We start from the raw sequence: 17,918 nt of genomic DNA, 5'->3' as shown, positions 1-17,918 counted from the left end.
GGGGCGATCAACAGCTGTCCTCCACGGTTTCCGCAGGGGGAAACAATGGTGGGCCTGTGCTCGCAAAAGGGTGGGCATGATACCCGCTCTGGATGACCGGATAAAGGCTGTTTTGAACAAATTCTGAACAGCTATGGGCTTATCGCCAAGAGTTCGATAGGCGGCCTGCGGCCAGTTGTCGCGCCGCCTGCAGGCTATTCCGGGGAGTGGAAGCTGAGGCTGTAGTTCACCGCGCGGGTGCCCGGGTCGAGGATGTCCAGGGAGATGTGGATCGGCGTCTGTGGCGGCATTTCGCTCTGCCCGGCGAGCTCGCCGGCGAGGTATTCGCTGGGCTTGAAACGGCGGCTGGCGACCAGCTGGCCACCGAGGTCGGCGAAGCGCATTTCCAGCAGCGGGAAGGGTTGGGCGAAGGGCGCGCGGTTGTAGAGGATGGCGTCGACGATCAGCGCGCCGGAGAACTCCGGGTGGCTGCGCACCACCAGGTTGCTGCTGCGGATCTGGCTGATGTCGACCTTCGACGGCAGGCTGCAGCCGATGCTCGGGCAGAGTTGCTCGAACCAGGGGCGGTAGCGATCCTGGCGCGCCAGCTCGTCGAAGTTGTAGGCGGCGTACTGCGCCAGCAGGCCGCCGGCCGCCAGCAGGTTGAGCAGGCTCCAGGCGAACCAGCGGCCCCAGGGGCGCGACTGCGGCTGGCGCCAGTCCAGTTGCAGCGGCTCGTCGTCCAGTTCGAACAGGCGTTCCTCGCGCAGGCCCGGCTCGCTGCGCGCCGCCTTGGGTTCTTCGCGTTCGCTGCGCAGGTCTTCATCCTGTCGCTCTTGCTCGTCCGGTTCGTCGTCGAGGCTACCCAGGCGCGGCTCGCTCGGTTCGTCGAGCTCGTCGGCGCTGGGCTGCTGCTCGCGGGGCGTGACGGGGGCGGCGAATTCGCTGGCTGCTTTGGGCTCAGCGGCGGCGGGCTCTGGCTGCTCTTCGGTAGGTTGCAGTGCGAAGCTGTCGCGCTCGCGTTTTACCGGCTCGTCACGCAGCAGGGCCTCGGCCCAGGCCTCGTCGTGCGGCGCGTCGCGGCTCGGCGCTGCATCGCTGTCGAAGCGTTCGCTGTAGCGCGGGGCGCGCTCCAGGGCGAGGAACTGCTGCGACAGTTGCTGTTCCTGTTCCTCCAGCTTGGCCAGTTCCTCGTCCAGATCGAGGCCATCCAGGTCGAGGTCGTCGTGAATCCACAGGGTGTCGTCGGCGGCCTTGGCCGGTTTGCCGGCGGCCGCTGGCTGTGGTTTGCCGGCTGCTGCCGGCGGGGCGGTCGTGGGCGCAGCGCTGGGCGTGCCGAACAACTGCTGCGCGGCGTTGAACACGTGCAGGCAGGCCCCGCAGCGCACCGCGCCATGGGCGGCAGCCAGCTGCGCCTGGCTGACGCGGAAGCTGGTGCGGCAATGGGGGCACTGGGTGACGTGGCTTTCGCTCATGCGCGGGTCCGATAACTCGAGGCGGTTAGTCTAACGCAATGGTCAGGGGTTCAGCGCTTGATGCCGCTGATGCGCACCCAGCCGTCCTTGACGGCTGTCGGGTCGAGGTCGAAGGCGCCGGCGTAGGCGGCGCGCACTTCCTCGGCCTGCTCGGCGAGGATGCCCGACAGCGCCAGGCGCCCGCCCGGCTTGACCAGCGCGCCGATCTGCGGCGCCAGCGAGACCAGCGGGCCGGCGAGGATATTGGCCACCACCACCTCGGCCGGCTGCTGCGGCAGGTCGGCGGGCAGGTAGACCGGGAAGCGTGCCGGATCGATGCCGTTGCGCGAGGCGTTGTCGCGCGAGGCCTCCAGCGCCTGCGGGTCGATATCGGTACCGACCGCCTGCGGCGCGCCGAGCAGCAGCGCGGCGATGGCCAGGATGCCGGAGCCGCAGCCGAAATCCAGCACGTTGCAGCCGGCCAGATCCTGGCCGTCCAGCCATTCCAGGCACAGCGCGGTGGTCGGGTGGGTGCCGGTGCCGAAGGCCAGGCCCGGATCGAGCAGCAGGTTGACCGCCTCCGGCTCCGGTGCGGCATGCCAGCTCGGCACTATCCACAGGCGTTGGCCGAAGCGCATCGGCTGGAAACCGTCCATCCAGCTGCGCTCCCAGTCCTGGTCCTCGATGCGTTCGACATGGTGTTCCGGCAGGGCGCCGCCGCACAGCAGCTGCAGGTGGGCGAGCAGCGCGGTCTCGTCGGTATCGGCCTCGAACAGGGCCAGCAGGTGGGTGTGCGACCACAGCGGGGTGGTGCCCAGGTCCGGCTCGAAGATCGGCTGGTCTTCGGCGTCCATAAAGGTCACCGACACGGCGCCGACCTCGAGCAGGGCGTCCTCGTAGGTCTCCGCCTGCTCCGGGGTGATGGCGAGACGGACTTGTAACCAGGGCATGGGCAACCTCATGAACGATGCGGCGGGGCGTTTGGCCGCGCAGCTTACTTGAACGGATGGGCGGGCTGCCAGTTCGGCCGCCGGCCGGAAACGACAAGGGCCGCCAGATGGCAGCCCTTGTCGGTGCAGCAGACCTAAGTCTCAGTGCTTGTCCATACCCAGTTTCTTTTCCAGGTAGTGGATGTTCACGCCGCCCTTGACGAAACCCTTGTCGCGGGTCAGGTCGCGGTGCAGCGGCACGTTGGTCTTGATGCCGTCGACCACGATCTCGTCGAGGGCGTTGCGCATGCGCGCCATGGCCTCGTCGCGGTCCTTGCCGAAGGTGATCAGCTTGCCGATCAGCGAGTCGTAGTGCGGCGGCACGCTGTAGCCGCTGTACAGGTGCGAGTCGACGCGCACGCCGTTGCCGCCCGGGGCATGGAAGTGCTTGACCTTGCCGGGGCTGGGCATGAAGTTGTCCGGGTCCTCGGCGTTGATCCGGCACTCGACCGAGTGGCCGAGGATCTTCACGTCTTCCTGCTTGATCGACAGCTTGTTGCCGGCGGCGATGCTGAGCATCTCCTTGACGATGTCGAAGCCGGTGATCATCTCGGTGACCGGGTGCTCGACCTGCACGCGGGTGTTCATCTCGATGAAGTAGAAGCGGCCGTCTTCGTAGAGGAACTCGAAGGTGCCGGCGCCGCGGTAGCCGATCTCGATGCAGGCGTCGACGCAGCGCTTGAGCACCTCGGCACGGGCCTTCTCGTCGATGTAGGGGGCCGGGGCCTCCTCGATCACCTTCTGGTGGCGGCGCTGCAGCGAGCAGTCGCGGTCGTACAGGTGGATGGCGTTGCCCTGGCCGTCCGACAGTACCTGCACCTCGACGTGGCGCGGGTTGCCGAGGAATTTTTCCAGGTAGACCATCGGGTTGCCGAACGCCGCGCCGGCTTCGGTGCGGGTCAGCTTGGCCGACTTGATCAGGTCTTCTTCCTTGTGCACCACGCGCATGCCGCGACCACCGCCGCCGCCGGCGGCCTTGATGATCACCGGGTAGCCCACTTCGCGGGCGATGCGCAGGGCTTCTTCCTCGTCTTCCGGCAGCGGGCCGTCGGAGCCAGGCACCACCGGCACGCCGGACTTGATCATGGCGTTCTTGGCCGACACCTTGTCGCCCATCAGGCGGATGGTGTCGGCTTTCGGGCCGATGAAGGCGAAACCGGAGTTCTCCACCTGTTCGGCGAAGTCGGCGTTCTCGGCGAGGAAGCCGTAGCCCGGGTGGATCGCGGTGGCGCCGGTGACTTCGGCGGCGCTGATGATCGCCGGGATGTTCAGGTAGGACCGTGCGCCGGGCGCCGGACCAATGCAGACGGACTCGTCGGCCAGGCCCAGGTGCATCAATTCACGGTCGGCGGTGGAGTGCACGGCCACCGTCTTGATGCCCAGCTCCTTGCAGGCGCGCAGGATGCGCAGGGCGATTTCGCCACGGTTGGCGATCAGGACTTTTTCCAGCTTCTGCATTGCAGGCTCCCCGCGCATCAAACGATGGTGAACAGGGGCTGGTCGTACTCAACCGGCTGGCCGTTTTCCACCAGGATGGACTCGATCACGCCGCTGGCTTCGGCCTCGATGTGGTTCATCATCTTCATGGCTTCGACGATGCACAGGATGTCGCCTTTCTTCACGCTCTGACCGACTTCGACGAAGTTGGCCGAGGTCGGCGAGGCGGCGCGGTAGAAGGTGCCGACCATCGGCGAGCGGGCCACGCTGCCGTTCAGCTTCGGCGCGGCGGCCGGGGCAGCCTCGGCGGCGGGAGCGGCGGCTGCCGGGGCGGCGGCCGGCGCCGGGGCTTGGGCGTAGACCGGTTGCGGCGCGTAGGCCGGCTGCTTGCTGTGGCGGCTGATGCGTACGGACTCTTCGCCCTCTTTGATCTCCAGCTCGTCGATACCGGATTCTTCCAGCAGCTCGATCAGTTTCTTGACTTTACGGATATCCATAGCGATTCAACTCCCGGTGAGGTCAGGGTCGTTTAGTTTCAAGTTGTTCTAGCGCGGCCTCCAGGGCCAGCCGATAACCGCTGGCGCCAAGGCCGCAGATCACCCCCACCGCAACGTCGGAGAAGTAGGAGTGATGGCGGAATGGTTCACGTTTGTGCACGTTGGACAGGTGCACTTCGATGAATGGGATGCTCACCGCCAGCAACGCGTCACGTAATGCGACGCTGGTATGGGTAAAAGCGGCGGGATTGATCAGGATAAAGTCGACACCTTCGCCTTTCGCTGCGTGAATCCGCTCGATCAGCTCGTACTCGGCGTTGCTCTGCAGGTACAGCAGGTGATGGCCGGCGTCGCGGGCGCGGCGTTCCAGGTCCTGGTTGATCTCGGCCAGGGTGGTGGCGCCGTATTTGTCGGGCTCGCGGGTGCCCAGCAGGTTGAGGTTGGGGCCGTGCAGCACCAGTAGGGTGGCCATGGTCGCGTTCCTTGTTGTTCGAGCTGCGCAGGACTATGCCGCAGCTGGCCCGATGTCAGCAATAGCCGACACGATGCCCGGCGTTTGCGGCAAAAATATGACTATAGCGGTGGTTTCGGTCGTTGCCAGGCTGAGCTGGGCGCCTAGCGCGCGCTGGCCTGATCCAGGCGGGCGGCGAAGCTGGCGGCATCGACCTCACCTACGACACGCAGATCGAGCCATTCGTCACCGTTGCCGGCGAACAATTGAATCGCCGGCGGGCCGAACAGCTGGTAACGGTCGAGCAGGGCGCGCTGCGCGGCGTTGCTCTCGGTGATGTCGAAGCGGATCAGACGCCAGTCGCCGAGCTTGCTGCCCACTTCGACCGAGCCGAACACCTCGCGTTCGATCACCTTGCAGCTGATGCACCAGTCGGCGTACCAGTCCAGCAGCAGCGGCTGTCCGGCAGCCTTGGCCTCGGCCAGCGCGGCGTCCAGTTCGGCCGGGCTGCTCAGGGTCAGCCAGGCGCCGCCCTTCGCGCTCGCCGCGCCGGTGCCGGCCTGCAGCTGGCCGAGCGGCTTGAGCGGATCGCTCGCCCCCTGCAGGGCGCCGACCCAGCTGGCCAGGGCGTAGACCAGCAGGGCCAGGCCGGCGATCTGGCCGAGTTTCTGCCGGTGGGTCTTGGGGCCGAACTCCAGGGCACCGAGAAACACCGCCACGCCGCCGGCCAGCAGGCCCCACAGGGCCAGGCTGAGGCTGCCCGGCAGCACCCGCTCGAGTAGCCACACCGAGACCGCCAGCAGCAGCACGCCGAAGGCGTTGCGCACGGTGACCATCCAGGTGCCGCTCTTCGGCAGCAGGGCGCCGCCGCCGACGGCGAACAGCACCAGCGGCGTGCCCATGCCCAGGCCTAAGGCGAGCAGCTTGAGACCGCCGCCGAGGGCGTCGCCGCTGGCACTGATATAGAGCAGGGCGCCGGCCAGCGGCGCCGACACGCAGGGGCTGACCAGCAGGCTGGAGAGCACGCCGAGCAGGGCGGCATTGAGGTGCGAGCCGCCGTGGGTCTTGCCCGCCAGGCGGTCCAGCGGTTCGCTGATCACGCGCGGCAGACGCAGTTCGAACAGGCCGAACATGGCCAGGGCGAACAGCGCGAAGAAGGCGGCGAAGGGCACCAACACCCAGGCCGATTGCAACCGCGCCTGCAGGTTGAGACCGGCGCCAAACAGGCCCATCAGGGTGCCGAGCAGGGCGAAGCAGGCGGCCATCGGCACCACGTAGGCCAGCGACAGGGTCAGGCTGCGCAGGCCGCCGAGCTGGCCGCGCAGCACCACGCCGGAGAGGATCGGCAGCATCGGCAGCACGCAGGGGGTGAAGGTCAGGGCCAGGCCGCCGAGGAAGAACAGCGCCAGCTCCTGCCAGTTCCAGCCCGCGGCCGGCGCGCTGGCAGGGCTGTCGGGTGCGGCAACGGCGGGCAGCTCGCCGATCTCGATGAATTCGGTTTCCGGCGGATAGCACAGGCCCTTGTCGGCGCAGCCCTGGTAGCCCACCTGCAGGCGCAGCGGGCGCTGCTCCGGGTTGGCCAGCGGCAGGCGGATATCCAGCACGCCGTAGTAGACCTCGACGTCGCCGAAGTACTCGTCGTGCTTGGCCTGACCCGGCGGCAGTTCGGCCTGGCCGAGCGCGAGATCGCCTGGCTCGACGGCGAAGTTGAAGCGATGGCGGTAGAGGTAATAGCCCTCGGCGGCGACGAAGCGCAGGGTCAGCGCCTCGGCGTCGCTGCTCACCAGGCTCAGCTTGAACGCTTCGCGCACCGGCAGAAAATCGCCGCTGTTGTTCAGTGTGGCGCCGATGGGCGTGGCGGCGGGGCGTTGATCGAACAGGCCGGCGGCGGCCGGGAAGACGAGCAGCAACAGAAGCAGGGGCAACAGACGGCGCATGGTGGACTCGCACGACGGACTCGCCGGCATCATACCCAAGTTGGCGCCCAGGCCCCAGGCGACGTGGTGGCGCAGGGTGTCAGCGGATGTTGCCGGGGGACCAGTGGCACGTCGGCGGCTAGCCCAGTCCCAGCGCGTTCCAAACCTTGTGCGCGCTGTGATGCAGGATGCCGTGGCGGCGGGCCAGGACGGCGCGGTCCTTGGCGTAGCCGCCGCCGATCACGCCGAGCACCGGGATGTCGCGGCCCAGGCAGTGCTGCAGCACCGCCTCGTCGCGCGCGGCGATGCCGGCGTCGGTGAGCTGCAGATGGCCGAGGGCGTCGTCGCGGTGCACGTCGACGCCGGCGTCGTAGAGCACCAGGTCCGGCTGGTACAGCGGCAGCAGGTAGTTGAGGCTGTCGTCCACCACCCTGAGGTAGTCGGCGTCGCCCATGCCGCGCGGCAGGGGGATGTCCCAGTCGCTCTCGGCCTTACGCGCGGGGAAGTTCTGCGCGCAGTGCAGCGACACTGTGACGGCGTCCGGCACCTCGGCCAGCAGCCGCGCGGTGCCGTCGCCCTGGTGCACGTCGCAGTCGAAGATCAGCACCCGCTGCACCCGCCCGGCTTCCAGCAGGTAGCGGGCGATCACCGCCAGGTCGTTGAAGATGCAGAAGCCGGAGGGGAAGTCGTAGTGGGCGTGGTGGGTGCCGCCGGCCAGGTGGCAGGCCAGGCCGTGCTGCAGCGCCAGCTCGGCGGTCAGCAGCGAGCCGCCCACCGCGCGCACCGTGCGCTGCGCCAGCGCCTCGCTCCAGGGCAGGCCGAGGCGGCGCTGCTCCTCGTGCGCCAGCTCGCCGGCCATGTAGCGGGCGATATAGTCCGGGCAGTGGACCAGGGCGAGGATGTCCGCCGGGCAGAGCGCGGGGCGCTGCAGCTGGGCGTCGGTGGTCAGGCCGCTGGCGATCAGGTGATCGCGCAGTAGGCGGAATTTTTCCATGGGGAAACGGTGCCCGGCGGGGAGGGGCGGGCTGTAGTCCTCGTGGTAGACCAGCGGTAGCGGCATAGAATAGGCATCAGCGAATCGAGCGGCCGAGTATGGCCGCAGCTTTCTTCCCTACTCAAGCGAGCCGCCATGCCGCCTATCGAGACCCACAGCCCGCGCCTGCTGCTGCGCGCCTGGCGCGACGCCGACCTGCCGGTTTTCGCCGCGCTGAATGCCGATGCCGAGGTGATGCGCCACTTTCCCGCACCGCTGGACGCCGCGCAGAGCGCGCAGCTGCTGGAGCGCATCCGCGAGCATTTCGACGCGCATGGCTATGGCTTCTGGGCGCTGGAGCGGCGCGACACGGGCGAACTGATCGGTGTCACCGGCCTGGCGCAGGTCGGCTTCGATGCGCCTTTCGTGCCGGCGGTGGAGATCGGCTGGCGTCTGGCACGGGCTCACTGGCGTCAGGGCTATGCCCGCGAGGCGGCGCGCGCGGCGCTGGCGGTGGCCTTCGAGCGGCTCGGCCTGGAGCAGGTGGTGAGCTTTACCGTGCCGGCCAATCTGCCGTCGCAGGCGGTGATGCGCGCCATCGGCATGCAACGTGACGAGAGCGGCGATTTCCGCCATCCGCGCGTACCGGACGGCCATCCGCTGCAGCCGCATGTGCTCTATCGCATCCGCCGCGCGCAGTGGGAGGCGCAGCGATGATGGACGTGCTCGCCTATCACCGACTCAGCAAGCATGCCCCCGAGCGTTTCGCGCCGGGGCCGGGGCAGCTGGACTGGGCCACCCAGCCGGCGCCGTTTCGCCGCTACGAGGGCGCCCGGATGATCGAGCTGTACCACCGCCCGCTGGAAGAGGGCCCGGCTTACGACGCGGCATTCGCCGGGCCGCAAACGTCGCCCGCTCCGCTGGATCGCGCCAGCGTCGCGCAACTGCTCTACGACAGCCTGGCCATTTCCGCCTGGAAGGAGGCTGGCGGCAGCCGCTGGGCGCTGCGGGTCAACCCCTCGTCCGGCAACCTGCACCCGACCGAGGCCTATCTGCTGCTGCCGCCCGGCGCGCTCGATAAGCACGGCTTGCTGGCGCATTACGCGCCGGATAGGCACGGCCTGGAAGTGCGCGCCGAGCTGTCGGAGGCGCTGGGCAAGCGGCTGGCCGCAGCGTTGCCGGCCGGTGGCTTGTTGCTCGGCCTGGCCAGCATCCCCTGGCGCGAGGCCTGGAAGTATGGCGAGCGCGCCTACCGCTACTGCCAGCACGACCTCGGCCACGCGCTGGCGGCCATTGCCATCGCCGCCAGTGCGCTGGGCTGGCAGGTACGGCTGCTGCGCGGTGTGGCGGAAGAGCGGCTGGATGCCCTACTGGGGCTGGATCGCAGCGGCTTTCACGAGGCGGAATGCGGCGACTGCCTGCTATGGATAGGCCCGGCGCAGGAGTCTGAGTTCCGCCTTCCCGAGACCCTGCTCGATGACCTGGCGCAGCTGCAACTGCAGGGCACGCCCAATCGCCTGTCACGCGACTATCGCCACTGGCCCGAACTGCAACGGGTACATGAACTATGCCGGGCGCCGGCGCTGCCGCCGGTGGCCTGGACTGCCGAGCCGGCCGTCGTGCGCGCGGACAATCCCGGTCTGCCGCTACGGCCGCTCCTGCACCGGCGGCGCAGCGCGCAGGCCATGGACGGGCGCAGCGGCATCCAGGCCGAGCTGCTGCTGGCCTGGCTGCGGCGCCTGCTGCCGGCGCAGTCGCCGGTGCCCTTCGCGGTGACTGGCGAGCCGCCGGCCATCGACCTGCTGCTGTTCGTCCATCGCGTGCAGGGGCTGACACCGGGGCTGTACTGGCTGGATCGCAGCGGCCGCGGCGTGCAGGCGCTGCGCGAGGACTATCTGTGGCAACGGGTGGACGACGAGCTGCCGCTGTACCGCCTGCTCGAAGGCGATGCCCGCGGCCTGGCGGGGTTCCTGAGTTGCGGCCAGGACATCGCCGCCGACGGCTGCCTGGCCTTGGCCATGCTGGCGCGGCTGGAGGATGCCCTGACAGATGGCGCCTGGCGCTATCCCAGGCTCTACTGGGAGTGCGGGCAGATCGGCCAGCTGCTCTATCTGGAAGCCGAGGCGGCCGGGCTGTCGGCCACCGGCATCGGCTGCTATTTCGACGATGCGCTGCACGAATTGCTCGGCGCTGCCGACAGCGGCTGGCAAAGCCTTTACCATTTCACCCTTGGCCGCGCCGTATGGGACGAACGCCTGACCTCCCTGCCGGCCTACCCGCAACCCCGTATTCCCCCTGTGCAAGGAGAGACCCCATGACCCAGGTGCTCGACGATCTGGTGGCGCTGCTCAGCCTGGAGCAGATCGAGGAAAACCTGTTCCGCGGGCGCAGCCAGGACCTGGGTTTCCGCCAGCTGTTCGGCGGCCAGGTGCTCGGCCAGTGCATCTCCGCGGCCAGCCAGACGGTGGCCGCCGAACGCCATGTGCATTCGATGCACGGCTACTTCCTGCGCCCGGGTGACGCCAGCCTGCCGGTGGTCTACCAGGTCGAGCGTACCCGCGACGGCGGCAGCTTCAGCACCCGCCGCGTGGTGGCGGTGCAGAAGGGCCAGCCGATCTTCTTCTGCAGCGCCTCGTTCCAGTCCGACGAGGAGGGCTTCCACCACCAGAGCCCGATGCCCGAGGTGCCTGGCCCCGAGGGGCTGAAATCTGAAACCGAACTGGCGCGGATGGTCGCACCGATGATCCCCGAGCGCCTGCGCGAGCGCGCGATCAGCGACAAGCCGATCGAGATCCGCCCGGTGACGCTGATCAATCCCTTCGCCCCCGAACCCTGCGAGCCGGTCAAGTACGTGTGGTTCCGCGCCGCCGGCGAGCTGCCGGACGACCCGCAGCTGCACAAGTACCTGCTGGCCTACGCCAGCGACTTCAACCTGCTCACCACCTCGATGCAGCCGCATGGCGTGTCGGTGTTCCAGAAGTTCATGCAGGTCGCCAGCCTCGACCATTCGCTGTGGTTCCACCGCAATCTGCGCCTGGACGACTGGCTGCTGTACGCCATGGACAGCCCCTGGGCCGGCAACGCCCGTGGCTTCTCCCGCGCCAGCATCTACAACCGCCAGGGCGAACTGGTGGCCTCGGCGGCCCAGGAAGGCCTGACCCGCGTGCGGGAAGACTGGAAATGAGGCAACTGGCGACGGCGCGCCACTGGGTGTTCGACATGGACGGCACCCTGACCCTGGCGGTGCACGATTTTCCGGCAATCAAGCGCGCGCTGGAGATACCCCAGGAGCACGACATCCTCCATCACCTCGCCGCCCTGCCGGCCGAGGTGGCGGCGGCCAAGCACGCCTGGCTGCTGCAGCACGAACGTGAACTGGCCCTGGCTGCGCAGCCGGCGCCGGGCGCGCTGCAGCTGGTGCGCGCCCTGCGCGAGCGCGACTGCCGGCTCGGTATCCTGACCCGCAACGCTCATCCCCTGGCGCTGCTGACGCTGGCCGCCATCGGCCTGGCCGACTGTTTCGCCGACGCCGATATCCTCGGCCGCGACGAGGCGCCGCCCAAGCCCCATCCCGGCGGCCTGCTGCACCTGGCCGAACGCTGGAGCGTGGCGCCGAGCGAGCTGGTGATGGTCGGCGACTACCGCTTCGACCTGGAATGCGCCCAGGCCGCCGGTGCGCGCGCTGTGCTGGTCAACCTGCCGGACAACCCCTGGCCCGAGCTGACCGGGCTGCATGCGCGTGATTGCGCCGAGCTGCTGGCGTACCTTGGCTGATTGGTTGCACGGTCGGGAGCGGCATGTTCTGTGGGAGGGGCTTTAGCCGCGATCCGGTGACGCCGGTCGCCTCCCACGAGATCTCTACAACCGCGCCACCTTGAAGGTATCGCAGCGCCCCGGCTGGCCGCTGTCGAAGCCCATGCGGAACCAGCGCACCCGCTGCGCCGAGGTGCCGTGGGTGAAGGCGTCCGGTACCACCTGGCCGCGCGCCTGTTTCTGCAGGCGGTCGTCGCCGATGGCGCTGGCGGCGTTCAGCGCTTCTTCCAGATCGCCCTCCTCCAGCCAGGTATGGCGGCGCTGAGCGTGGTGTGCCCAGACCCCGGCCAGGCAGTCGGCCTGCAGCTCCTGGCGCACCAGCAGGCCGTTGTCGCCCTCGACCCGTTCGCCGCGCTGGCGCGCCGCGTTGACCCTGGCCGAGACGCCGAGCAGGGTCTGCACGTGGTGGCCGACTTCGTGGGCGATGACGTAGGCCTGGGCGAAGTCGCCGGCGGCGGCGAAGCGCTGTTCCAGCTCGCGGAAGAACGTCAGGTCGAGATAGACCCGCTGGTCGCCCGGGCAGTAGAAGGGGCCGACCGCCGAGTTGGCGAAGCCGCAGGCAGAGTTGACGCCGCCGGAGAACAGCACCAGCTTGGGATCGCGATACTGCTGGCCGGCGCTCTGGAACAGCTCGCGCCAGGTGTCCTCGGTGTCGCCGAGAATGGCGCGGACGAACTCGCTGTGCTCGTCGTTGGCCGCCGGCGGCGCGCCCTGGGGCAGGCCGACCTGGCTGGTCTGGGTGGCCTGGCCGGCGATCTGGCCGAGGATCTGCAGCGGATCCTGGCCCATCAGCAGGCCGACGATGACGATCACCGCCACCCCGCCCAGGCTCAGCCCCTTGCCGCCCATGCGCATGCCGCCGGAGCGGCCGCGCGCGTCCACCACGTTGTCACTGCGTCTTGCCTTGCGCCAGCGCATCTTCGCTCTCCCTGTGGCTCAGGCTGTTCAGTGTCGTCGGCGTCGCTGCTGCGCGCCAGGCCGGCCGTCAGTTGCCGGGGTAGTCGGCCAGTACCTGGTCGCGGCGCTCGCGGTCCAGGCCGATCACCTGGTAGGCGTCGACGCGGTCGCCGTACTCCATGCCGGGCGAGCCGACCGGCATGCCGGGCACGGCGGCGCCGAGCAGGTCCGGGCGCTGGCGCAGCTTGAGGATATCGGCGGCCGGCACGTGGCCTTCGACGAACTTGCCGTCGATCACCCCGGTGTGGCACGAGGCCAGGCGTGGCGGCACGCCGAGGCGTTGCTTGACCGCGGCCATGTCGGTTTCGACGTGGTCGTTGACGGTGAAGCCGTTGTCCTGCAGGTGGCTGATCCAGGCCTTGCAGCAGCCGCAGTTGGCGTCGCGGTGCACGTCGATGGCCAGTGGCTCGGCGGCCTGGGCCAGGCCGGCAAAGAGGGCGAGGGCGAGTAGCGAGCGGCGCATGGCGAAACTCCAGGGAAGCGGATGCCCAGCATAGCGCCGTGGCGAGCACAGCCCAAGGCGTTGCGACTATGCGTCGCGACCGGCTGCACCTATGCTGCCTGCAGCCGATGTCGACAAGGAGGCTGTTCGATGCTGTTCGTCCGGATCGTCGTACTGATCCAGATCGCCGCCCTGACCGGGCTTGGCCTGGTGTATTTCGTCAAACCCCATGAAATGGCCAGCCTCAGCGGCGCGCTGCTGATGGGTAACGCCGCGGTGACCGAGGTGCGCGCCTACTACGGCGGCCTGCAGTTGGGCCTGGCCGCCTACCTGGTGCTGGCGCTGCTGCGTCTGGAGCTGCTGCGCCCGGCCTTGACGCTGCTGGTGCTGCTCTACAGCGTGCTGGCCCTGGCGCGTATCGCCGGGCTGTGGCTGGACGGCGGCGCGCAGCAGACCTTCAACCTGGCCGCATTGCTGCTGGAGGTGGTTTCGGCCGGGCTGGCCTGGTGGGCGTTGCGCGGGCTACGCGGCACACCTAGTTAGGTAGGGTGGACAACGCGAAGCTTGTCCACCTGTCGCTTGTGGTGGAAAACGCTGCGCGGTTTTCCACCCTACTCCGAGACGGCTCATAGCATGGCTTAGCGCCGCTCCAGCAGCACCCCGGCTTCCATATGGTGGGTGTAGGGGAACTGGTCGAACAGCGCGCTGCGCGTCACCCGATGGCTATCGTTGAGCTGGGCGATATTGGCCGCCAGGGTCTCGGGGTTGCAGGAGATGTACAGAATGCGCTGAAAGCGCCGGGTCAGCTCGCAGGTATCCGGGTCCATCCCCGCGCGCGGCGGGTCGACGAAGACGCTGCCGAAGTCGTAGCTTTTCAGGTCGATGCCGGCCAGGCGGCGGAACGGCCGCACCTCGTTCAGCGCCTGGGTCAGTTCCTCGGCGGACAGGCGCACCAGCTCGACGTTGTCCACGCCGTTATCCGCCAGGTTGGCCAGCGCGGCGTTCACCGAGGTCTTGCTGATCTCGGTGGCCAGCACGCGGCGCACGCGAGTGGCCAGCGGCAGGGTGAAGTTGCCGTTGCCGCAGTACAGCTCCAGCAGGTCGTCGTCGCGCTGGCCGAGGGCGTCATGGGCCCAGTTCAGCATCTTCTCGCACACCGCGCCGTTGGGCTGGGTGAAGGCGCCTTCCGGTTGGCGGTAGCGGAAGGTGCGTCCGGCCACCCTCAGTTCTTCCTCGACGTAGTCGCGGCCGACCACCAGGCGCTGGCCGCGCGAGCGGCCGACCAGGCTGACGTTCAGCTGCGCGGCCAGGCGTTCGGCCTCGGCCTGCCAGGCGGCGTCCAGTGGGCGGTGGTAGGCCAGGGTGATCAGCGCATCGCCGGCCAGGGTGGTGAGAAATTCCACCTGGAACAGTTTGAACGACAGCGCCTCGCTGGCCTGCCAGGCGGCGCGCAGGCGCGGCATCAGCTCGTTGATGCGCAGGCTGGCGATGGGGAAGTCGTCGAGCAGGATCGGCGTGTGCTTGTCGCCCGGCGCGAACATCGCATAGTGACGCTGACCGTCCTCGCGCCACAGGCGAAACTCGGCGCGCAGGCGGTAGTGCTCGCGCGGCGAGTCGAACACTTCGGGCGCGGGGGCGGCGAAGGGGGCCAGCAGTTCGATCAGGCGCTGCTCTTTCTCGGCGAGCTGGGCGGCGTAGGTGGCGGGGTCGAATACGGGGGCGCTCATGGCAACACTCTAAAGCGGCCGGCGACCGGCGTTGCAGCCGGTCGTCGGCGAAAGGGGGATCAGGCGAACAGGCCCAGCTTGACGACGAACAGCGCGGAGAGAATCCACATCGCCGGGTTCAGCTCGCGCCAGCGCCCGGACAGCACCTTGACCGCGGTCCAGGCGATAAAGCCGAAGGCGATGCCGTTGGCGATGGAGAAGGTCAGCGGCATGGCCAGGGCGGCGGCCACCACCGGGGCGGCGACGGTGAGGTCGTCCCAGTCGATCTGCGCCAGGCTGCTCATCATTAGCACGGCGACGAACAGCAGCGCCGGCGCGGTGGCGTAGGCCGGTACCGAACCTGCCAGCGGGGCGAAGAACAGGCTGAGCAGAAACAGCGCGGCGACCACGCAGGCGGTCAGGCCGGTGCGCCCGCCGGCGCTGATGCCGGCGGCGGACTCGATATAGCTGGTGGTGGTGCTGGTGCCGAGTGCGGCGCCGGCCATGGTGGCGGTGCTGTCGGCCATCAGTGCGCGGCCCAGGCGCGGCATCTTGCCGTCCTTGTCCAGCAGGTCGGCCTTCTGCGCCACGCCGACCAGGGTGCCGGAGGTGTCGAACAGGTCGACGAAGAGGAAGGCGAAGATCACGCTGATCAGACCGATGTCCAGGGCGCCGGCGATATCCAGCTGCAGCAGGGTCGGCATCAGCGACGGAGGCATCGACACCACGCCCGGCAGCTCCGAAAGGCCCAGGGCGATGGACAGGCCGGTAACCAGCAGGATGCCGATCATCACCGCGCCGGTGACCTTGCGATAGGCCAGCGCGGCGATGACGAAGAAACCCAGGCAGGCGAGCAGGGCGCCGCCCTGGCTGAGGTCGCCGAGACCGACCAGGGTGGCCGGGTGATCGACCACGATGCCGGCGTTCTTCAGCGCGATGATCGCCAGGAACAGGCCGATGCCGGCGGCGATGCCGGCGCGCAGGGCCAGCGGGATGCTGTTGATGATCCACTCGCGGATCTTGAAGATCGACAGCAGGAAGAAGATCGCACCGGAGAGGAACACCGCGCCCAGGGCAGTCTGCCAGCTGTAGCCCATGGTCATCACCACGGTGTAGGTGAAGAAGGCGTTGAGGCCCATGCCCGGTGCCAGGGCGATCGGGTAGTTGGCCAACAGGCCCATCACCGCCGAGCCGATGGCCGCCGCCAGGCAGGTGGCGACGAACACCGCGCCGTGATCCATGCCGGTCTCGGCCAGCATGTTGGGGTTGACGAAGAGGATGTAGGCCATGGTCAGGAAGGTGGTGAGACCGGCGATGACCTCGGTGCGCACGTTGGTGTGGTGCGCTTTGAGTTGGAACAGTTTTTCCAGCATGGTGGGCTCCCCCGAGGCGCGAACGCGCCGAAAGTGATGTGCAGCAAGCTAAGCATATCCTTGCCGGAAAATTGCCCGTTTGCGCAAAAGCCGCGCATCATAGCAGCAAGGTTTTCCCCGGTGAATTTATGGCCTGTCGTCTCATTTTATGACCGGGCGGACAGTTTCGTTTCCTGCCTGAAGGAGTTGAGATATGAGCAAGCGTGCGCTGATCGCCGTCGCCGACGGCGTCGAAGACCTCGAATGCGTGACCCTGATCGACGTGCTGCGTCGCGCCGACATCGAGGTGCTGGTGGCCAGCATTGAGGAACGCCGCATGATCACCTGCGCCCGCGGCACGCGGCTGACCGCCGACGCCATGCTGGTGGACGTGCTGGCCCAGGATTTCGACCTGATCGTGCTGCCCGGCGGCATGCCCGGCGCCCAGCACCTGGCCGATTTCGAACCGCTGGCCGAACGGGTGCGCCAGCAGGCCAAGGCCGGCGAGCTGTTTGCCGCCATCTGCGCCGCGCCGGCGCTGGCCCTGCAGCAGTACGGCGTGCTCAAGCAGCGGCGGATGACCTGCTACCCGGCATTCAGCGAGCGTCTTTCCGGCTGCACCTTCGTCGACGAGGCGGTGGTGGTCGACGGCAATTGCATCACCAGCCAGGGGCCGGGTACGGCGTTGGCCTTTGCCCTGTGCCTGGTGGAACAACTGGTGGGCCGCAGTACACGCAACGAGGTGGCCAAGGCGATGTTGGTATAGCACCTGGGGAGGATTGGTGCGCCGCGCGCACCGAGAACCCGCGATGCCCTACGACTGTTCCTGCTCCAACAAGCGCCGCTTGCGCTGCAGGCCCCAGCGGTAGCCGCTGAGGCTGCCATCGCTGGCCACCACGCGGTGGCAGGGCAGCAGCAGGCCGATGGCGTTGCTGGCGCAGGCGCGGGCCACCGCGCGCGGGTGGCTGTGCAGCTGGCCGGCCAGTTCGCCGTAGCTGCGCGTCTGCCCCGACGGGATCGTCTGCAGCGCCTGCCAGACCCGCTGCTGGAAGGCGCTGCCGCGAATGTCCAGAGGCAGCTGGGCGGCCCGCTCGGGCTCGTCCAGTTGCTGCAGCACCTGCTGCAGCCAGGCCTGCAGCCCCTGGTGATCCTCCTCCAGCTGGGCGGCGGCGAAGCGCTGCTGCAACTCCGCGCGCAGCGCCTGCGCGTCGTCGCCGAACAGCAGGGCGCAGACGCCCTTGGCGCTGGCCGCGATCAGCACCAGGCCCAGCGGGCAGGGGGCGCTGGCGTAGCGCAGGCGTTCGCCGGCGCCGCGCTGGCGGCGCTGCGCCGGGCTCATGGCCTGGGGCTTTTCATAGAGGGCGCGGGTGCCGGAATAGCCGGCGGCCAGGGCGGCATCGAGCACGCTATCCGCCGCGCCCAGTTGCGCCTCCAGGCGCTGGCGCCGCTGGGCGGCGGCCCAGGCATGGGGCGTCAGCCCGGTGCGGGCCTTGAAGGCGCGGGCCAGGTGCGAGGACGACAGGCCGATGCGCGCCGCCAGTTGCGCCAGGCTCAGGCGCTGCTCGCCGCGCAGCAGCTGGCAGGCGGCGGCGACCAGGGCGTCGAGCTGCTGCGCCGGGCTCTGCCCCTGCGGCGTGCAGCGCTTGCACGGGCGGAAGCCGGCGGCCTCGGCGCTGGCCGCATCGCCGTGGAAGCTGACGTTGTCGCGCCGCGGCCGCCGCGCCGGGCAACTGGGCCGGCAGTAGATGCCGGTGCTGCGTACGGCGAAGACGAAGCGCCCGTCCTGGCCTGCATCGCGGGCGCAGACGGCTTGCCAGCAGTGGTCGGTGTCGAGCATGGGGGCCTTCCTCCTGATGCTTTCGATTGTCGGCCCGCAGCCGCGCGCTGCCAATCCGTAATGCGCTTTCAAAGCCGGGCTAGGCTTACAGCCCATCGACGGCCGGCAAGGGGAT

General features: G+C 68.8%; 18 protein-coding genes. 6 read left to right on the top strand and 12 right to left on the bottom strand.

Annotated features, from left to right (window positions below; all coding sequences use genetic code 11):
• Nucleotides 1–194 precede the first annotated feature (194 nt).
• The 7 genes from AC1G9C_RS20665 to AC1G9C_RS20635 all read right to left on the bottom strand — a co-directional run bounded on the left by AC1G9C_RS20665 (nucleotide 195) and on the right by AC1G9C_RS20635 (nucleotide 7,783).
• Nucleotides 195–1,454, bottom strand: a complete 1,260-nt coding sequence (locus AC1G9C_RS20665; protein ID WP_480408656.1) for a DUF3426 domain-containing protein — start codon at nucleotides 1,452–1,454, stop codon at nucleotides 195–197.
• A 50-nt stretch (nucleotides 1,455–1,504) separates the two neighbouring features.
• Nucleotides 1,505–2,383, bottom strand: a complete 879-nt coding sequence (gene prmA / locus AC1G9C_RS20660; RefSeq protein ID WP_480408655.1) for a 50S ribosomal protein L11 methyltransferase — start codon at nucleotides 2,381–2,383, stop codon at nucleotides 1,505–1,507.
• A 141-nt stretch (nucleotides 2,384–2,524) separates the two neighbouring features.
• Nucleotides 2,525–3,880 (bottom strand): acetyl-CoA carboxylase biotin carboxylase subunit, encoded by a 1,356-nt coding sequence (accC, locus tag AC1G9C_RS20655; RefSeq protein ID WP_021442645.1) that lies wholly within the window; start codon nucleotides 3,878–3,880, stop codon nucleotides 2,525–2,527.
• Nucleotides 3,881–3,897: 17 nt separating this feature from the next.
• Nucleotides 3,898–4,356 (bottom strand): acetyl-CoA carboxylase biotin carboxyl carrier protein, encoded by a 459-nt coding sequence (gene accB, locus AC1G9C_RS20650; protein ID WP_122108172.1) that lies wholly within the window; start codon nucleotides 4,354–4,356, stop codon nucleotides 3,898–3,900.
• A 22-nt stretch (nucleotides 4,357–4,378) separates the two neighbouring features.
• A complete protein-coding gene (gene aroQ, locus AC1G9C_RS20645) occupies nucleotides 4,379–4,828 on the bottom strand; it encodes a type II 3-dehydroquinate dehydratase (protein WP_021445594.1) in 450 nt (149 codons plus the stop codon).
• Between the two features lie 143 nt (nucleotides 4,829–4,971).
• Nucleotides 4,972–6,744 (bottom strand): protein-disulfide reductase DsbD, encoded by a 1,773-nt coding sequence (gene dsbD, locus AC1G9C_RS20640; RefSeq protein ID WP_480408654.1) that lies wholly within the window; start codon nucleotides 6,742–6,744, stop codon nucleotides 4,972–4,974.
• Between the two features lie 118 nt (nucleotides 6,745–6,862).
• Nucleotides 6,863–7,783, bottom strand: coding sequence for a histone deacetylase family protein (locus tag AC1G9C_RS20635; protein ID WP_480408653.1), 921 nt, complete (start codon nucleotides 7,781–7,783; stop codon nucleotides 6,863–6,865).
• 69 nt (nucleotides 7,784–7,852) lie between these two features.
• On the opposite strand from AC1G9C_RS20635, the gene AC1G9C_RS20630 reads away from it, so the two are divergent.
• Genes AC1G9C_RS20630 through AC1G9C_RS20615 form a run of 4 tightly spaced genes read left to right on the top strand, consistent with a single transcriptional unit; the run spans nucleotide 7,853 to nucleotide 11,470 of the window.
• Complete coding sequence (locus tag AC1G9C_RS20630) at nucleotides 7,853–8,413, top strand: GNAT family N-acetyltransferase (RefSeq protein ID WP_480408652.1); 561 nt, start codon at nucleotides 7,853–7,855, stop codon at nucleotides 8,411–8,413.
• Complete coding sequence (locus AC1G9C_RS20625) at nucleotides 8,410–10,014, top strand: SagB/ThcOx family dehydrogenase (RefSeq protein WP_480408651.1); 1,605 nt, start codon at nucleotides 8,410–8,412, stop codon at nucleotides 10,012–10,014. The genes AC1G9C_RS20630 and AC1G9C_RS20625 overlap by 4 nt, the downstream gene beginning before the upstream one ends.
• Nucleotides 10,011–10,880 (top strand): acyl-CoA thioesterase II, encoded by an 870-nt coding sequence (gene tesB / locus AC1G9C_RS20620; protein ID WP_021445253.1) that lies wholly within the window; start codon nucleotides 10,011–10,013, stop codon nucleotides 10,878–10,880. Before AC1G9C_RS20625 ends, tesB begins: the two co-directional genes overlap by 4 nt.
• Nucleotides 10,877–11,470 (top strand): HAD family hydrolase, encoded by a 594-nt coding sequence (locus AC1G9C_RS20615; protein ID WP_480408650.1) that lies wholly within the window; start codon nucleotides 10,877–10,879, stop codon nucleotides 11,468–11,470. Before tesB ends, AC1G9C_RS20615 begins: the two co-directional genes overlap by 4 nt.
• Nucleotides 11,471–11,554: 84 nt before the next feature.
• Here the strand turns inward: AC1G9C_RS20615 and ypfJ are convergent, their stop codons facing one another.
• Nucleotides 11,555–12,427, bottom strand: a complete 873-nt coding sequence (ypfJ, locus tag AC1G9C_RS20610; RefSeq protein WP_480408649.1) for a KPN_02809 family neutral zinc metallopeptidase — start codon at nucleotides 12,425–12,427, stop codon at nucleotides 11,555–11,557.
• 67 nt (nucleotides 12,428–12,494) lie between these two features.
• Nucleotides 12,495–12,929, bottom strand: a complete 435-nt coding sequence (locus tag AC1G9C_RS20605) for a DUF411 domain-containing protein (RefSeq protein WP_480408648.1) — start codon at nucleotides 12,927–12,929, stop codon at nucleotides 12,495–12,497.
• A gap of 129 nt (nucleotides 12,930–13,058) precedes the next feature.
• Here AC1G9C_RS20605 and AC1G9C_RS20600 point away from each other — a divergent pair, with 129 nt between their 5' ends.
• Complete coding sequence (locus tag AC1G9C_RS20600; RefSeq protein ID WP_480408647.1) at nucleotides 13,059–13,451, top strand: DUF4345 family protein; 393 nt, start codon at nucleotides 13,059–13,061, stop codon at nucleotides 13,449–13,451.
• A 95-nt stretch (nucleotides 13,452–13,546) separates the two neighbouring features.
• On the opposite strand, the gene trmA is transcribed toward AC1G9C_RS20600, so the two are convergent.
• On the bottom strand, nucleotides 13,547–14,635 hold the full coding sequence (gene trmA / locus AC1G9C_RS20595) for a tRNA (uridine(54)-C5)-methyltransferase TrmA (RefSeq protein WP_021443693.1): 1,089 nt from the start codon (nucleotides 14,633–14,635) through the stop codon (nucleotides 13,547–13,549).
• 59 nt (nucleotides 14,636–14,694) lie between these two features.
• The gene (locus tag AC1G9C_RS20590) at nucleotides 14,695–15,987 is read right to left on the bottom strand and encodes an NCS2 family permease (protein WP_021443694.1); all 1,293 of its coding nucleotides are present in this window, start codon (nucleotides 15,985–15,987) and stop codon (nucleotides 14,695–14,697) included.
• Between the two features lie 193 nt (nucleotides 15,988–16,180).
• Between AC1G9C_RS20590 and AC1G9C_RS20585 the strand changes: the two genes are divergently transcribed.
• The gene (locus tag AC1G9C_RS20585; protein ID WP_021443695.1) at nucleotides 16,181–16,732 is read left to right on the top strand and encodes a DJ-1 family glyoxalase III; all 552 of its coding nucleotides are present in this window, start codon (nucleotides 16,181–16,183) and stop codon (nucleotides 16,730–16,732) included.
• Between the two features lie 48 nt (nucleotides 16,733–16,780).
• On the opposite strand, the gene ada is transcribed toward AC1G9C_RS20585, so the two are convergent.
• Nucleotides 16,781–17,803: a bifunctional DNA-binding transcriptional regulator/O6-methylguanine-DNA methyltransferase Ada gene (ada, locus tag AC1G9C_RS20580; RefSeq protein ID WP_480408646.1), complete on the bottom strand. Its 1,023-nt coding sequence runs from the start codon at nucleotides 17,801–17,803 to the stop codon at nucleotides 16,781–16,783.
• Between the last annotated feature and the right edge of the window lie 115 nt (nucleotides 17,804–17,918).

Source organism: Pseudomonas sp. ABa2, assembly GCF_056676075.1.
The sequence above is the reverse complement of the archived record's forward strand: the minus strand, read 5'-3'. Positions and strand labels throughout refer to the sequence as shown.